Origin of the sequence: Romboutsia sp. 13368 (assembly GCF_018336475.1) — a bacterium.
Taxonomy (GTDB): domain Bacteria; phylum Bacillota; class Clostridia; order Peptostreptococcales; family Peptostreptococcaceae; genus Romboutsia.
This window is the reverse complement of the sequence record NZ_CP048741.1, coordinates 345,107-348,679: the sequence shown is the minus strand read 5'-3', so window position 1 is coordinate 348,679 and position 3,573 is coordinate 345,107. Positions and strand designations below refer to the sequence as shown.

Genomic DNA, 3,573 nt, shown 5'->3' with positions numbered 1-3,573 from the left:
TTTTAGATTTTTTCAGTACCACTAACTATAATATAAAAAAATATTCTAAATCTGATATTATTGCAATTGAAGGTGATACTTGTACTTCTATTGGATTGGTTTTAGAAGGAAGTGTGGATATAAAAAGAACTCTCGGTAGTAAAGTTATTCATGTTTCTTCTTTTTCTAAGGGGGATGTTTTTGGAGAGGTTATAGCTTTTTCAGATATTAATATATATCCTGCTACTGTTATAGCAAGTAGCTCATGTGAAGTTATGTTTATAAATAAAATTGACTTTATAAAATTTTGTACTTGTAACGAAGAATTTTTAAGTATGTTTTTAAATACTTTAACTAATAAAATATTTCTATTAAACAATTCTATTACTAATTTAACTTTTAATAATCTTAGACAAAAGATATGTAATTTTTTGATAAATGAATATAAAGTTCAAAAAAGTAAAAACATAAAGTTAAATATGACTAAGGAAAAATTATCAGAATACTTAGGAGTTACTAGACCTTCTCTTTCTCGTGAACTTATAAATATGAAGGAAATAGGTTTAATAGATTATGATAGAAATAATRATCTAACGCTATTAAATTTTAGACAGAAAATACATTAATATAAGTAAAAACTACAAAATTATTTTTATTTTGTAGTTTTTCCCATATTATCAATATATTCAAATATAGTTATATTAGAAATATCTTCTTCTTTTTCAATTAAATTTGATACAGTAACTCCTAGTAATCTAATCTTTCCATTTTGTTTTTTTAAGTTTTTAACTAAGTTATATATAATTATTCTAATATCTTTAGTTTTATAAACCGACTTTTCTAAAGTAGAGCTCCTTGTTATTGTTTTAAAATCATCATACTTAATTTTTAGTGTTACCGTTTTACCTAATTTATTTGAATACTCTAATCTATTTGATACGTCTTCACAAAGTTCACTAAGTATATCTAAAACATCTTCATCGTCTATATCCAAATTATTACTTAGTGTAGTTTCAGAACCTATTGATTTACGCTCTCTATAAGGTTCAACACTTCTATAGTCTATGCCTCTAGCTAATTGATAAAAAATATATCCTCTATTTTTAAATATTTTTTCTAATTGACTTAAATTTAATTGTCTTAAATCGTAACCATTATTTACTCCTATATTTCGAAGTTTTCTCTCAGTAACTTTACCTATACCATAAAACTTATCTATAGGTAAATTATCTAAAAAATCTTGTTTATTATTAGGTGTTATAACCTTTAATCCATTTGGTTTATTAACATCCGATGCTAATTTTGCTAAAAATTTATTGTATGATACACCTGCTGATGATGTTAACCCAGTTTCCTTTAATATATCTTCTTTAATCATTTTTGCTATATCCGTAGCATACATAATATTTTTTTTATTATTAGTAACATCTAAAAAAGCTTCATCTAAAGATAATGGTTCTACTAAATCTGTATATCTAAAAAATATTTCTCTTATCTGTGAAGACACTTTTTCATATACATCAAATCTAGGTGGTACAAAATATGCATATGGACATCTCTTATATGCAATACTAGAAGGCATAGCTGAATGTATACCATATTTTCTAGCTTCATAAGAACATGTAGCTACAACCCCTCTACTATTATAGTGTCCTCCAACTATAACAGGTTTACCTCTAAGTTCTTTATTATCTCTTTGCTCTATAGATGCATAAAAAGCATCCATATCAATATGAATTATCTTTCTTATTCCTTCCATATGCATCACCTTTCTATAAAATATATAAACTTACTATCTACTTTTTAAAATTTATCTTGCAAAATATAGTAAAAACATTTAAAATAGATATTCCAAGGAACTAAGTTAATTAATTTCTTGATAACCGTATATTTATATTTATTTTTTTAATTATTATTTAATAATAAAGACCATAATACCCAAAAGGTAATATGGTCTTATATTTTATATATTATTAGTTAGCATAATAAAGATTTTGTGATGGATATTCAGGATCACTTGTAACATCTATTCCAAGTTCTCTAAATGTTTGCTCATCATTCTTACTTAATATAGTTGTTGAGTGAGCTTGAGCTCCTTTTAATAAAGGTAATTTATCAAGTACAACTTGAGCTGTTGGATTTGTAACAGCACATATACTAAGTGCAGTAAGTATTTCTTCACAATCTAACTCAGGATTTCTACTTCCTAATGTTTTAGTTTTTAAATTTATAATTGGTTCTAATATAGCTGGAGATATTAAGTGTAATTCATCATCTATATTAGCTAAAGTTTTTATAGCATTTAATGTTGCCGCTGCAGTTGAATTCATTAAATCTGAACCTTTACCTGTGATTATTCTTCCATCAGTTAATTCCATAGCTACTACTGGACATGCATCATTTTTATCAGCAGTTTCTTTTAAATTACTACTATAATCTCTTGCAGGCATAACTACCGTTCTATCTTCTGGCTTTAAGTTAAGCCCTTCCATTATCATTCTTATTCTTTCATAAGCTCCTTTATCAACTTGTCCTTTTTTGTATTCACAAGCTGTTTTAAAGTATCTTCTTATAATTTCTTGTCTTGAGGCTTCAGCTACAACTTCATCATCTACAATACCATATCCAACTCTATTAACACCCATATCTGTTGGTGATTGATATATAGATTCTTTTCCTGTTATTTTTTCTATTATTTTTTTAAGAACAGGGAAAAGTTCTAAATCTCTATTATAATTTACTGACATTACTCCATACTTTTCAAGATGGAATGAATCTATCATATTTACATCTTTTAAATCAACTGTTGCAGCTTCATAAGCTATATTTAAAGGATGTTTTAAAGGTACGTTCCATACTGGGAATGTTTCAAATTTAGAATATCCAACAGCATTACCTCTTTTATTTTCATGATATAATTGGCTTAAACAAGTTCCTAATTTTCCACTATTTGGCCCTGGTGCTGTTACAACAACTATAGGCTTAGTAGTTTCTATATATGGGTTTGCTCCGTATCCTTCATCACTTACTATAGTGTCAACATCTGATGGATACCCTTTTGTTGGAGCATGCTTGTACACCTTTATACCTCTACGTTCTAATTTATTTATGAAAACTGTTGTAGCAGGTTGTCCTTCATATCTAGTTATTACAACACTATTTACATCAAGTTCATAACTTCTTAAATCATCTATTAATCTTAAAACTTCCATATCATAAGTAATACCGAAGTCTCCTCTTATCTTGTTTCTTTCAATATCTCCTGCATAAACACATATTACAACTTCTACTTTTTCTTTTATATGTTGTAACACTTTTATTTTTGCATTTTCATCGAATCCTGGTAATACTCTCTTCGCATGTAAATCTCCAATTAGTTTACCWCCAAATTCTAAATAAAGCTTATCAAAGTTATTAACTCTTTCTAATATGTACTTTGATTGCTCTTCTAGATATTTTTTATGATCGAATCCTATCTTCATACCTACACCTCTCTAAATTATTTAATTTTGATAACCGTATATTTATATTTATTTTATTTATTTAGTGTAATAATTTTATATTTTTCTACACTTTAAGACTATATTATACATT

General features: G+C 26.5%; 3 protein-coding genes. 1 reads left to right on the top strand and 2 read right to left on the bottom strand.

Going from position 1 to position 3,573, the window contains the following annotated elements:
- On the top strand, positions 1-605 hold a 605-nt coding region (locus tag G3997_RS01375; RefSeq protein WP_330616158.1), incomplete at its 5' end, for a Crp/Fnr family transcriptional regulator.
- Between the two features lie 26 nt (positions 606-631).
- Here the strand turns inward: G3997_RS01375 and dinB are convergent.
- Both dinB and G3997_RS01365 read right to left on the bottom strand, forming a co-directional pair.
- On the bottom strand, positions 632-1,738 hold the full coding sequence (gene dinB, locus G3997_RS01370; protein WP_296646925.1) for a DNA polymerase IV: 1,107 nt from the start codon (positions 1,736-1,738) through the stop codon (positions 632-634).
- A 214-nt stretch (positions 1,739-1,952) separates the two neighbouring features.
- Complete coding sequence (locus G3997_RS01365; protein WP_296646921.1) at positions 1,953-3,461, bottom strand: DUF1846 domain-containing protein; 1,509 nt, start codon at positions 3,459-3,461, stop codon at positions 1,953-1,955.
- Between the last annotated feature and the right edge of the window lie 112 nt (positions 3,462-3,573).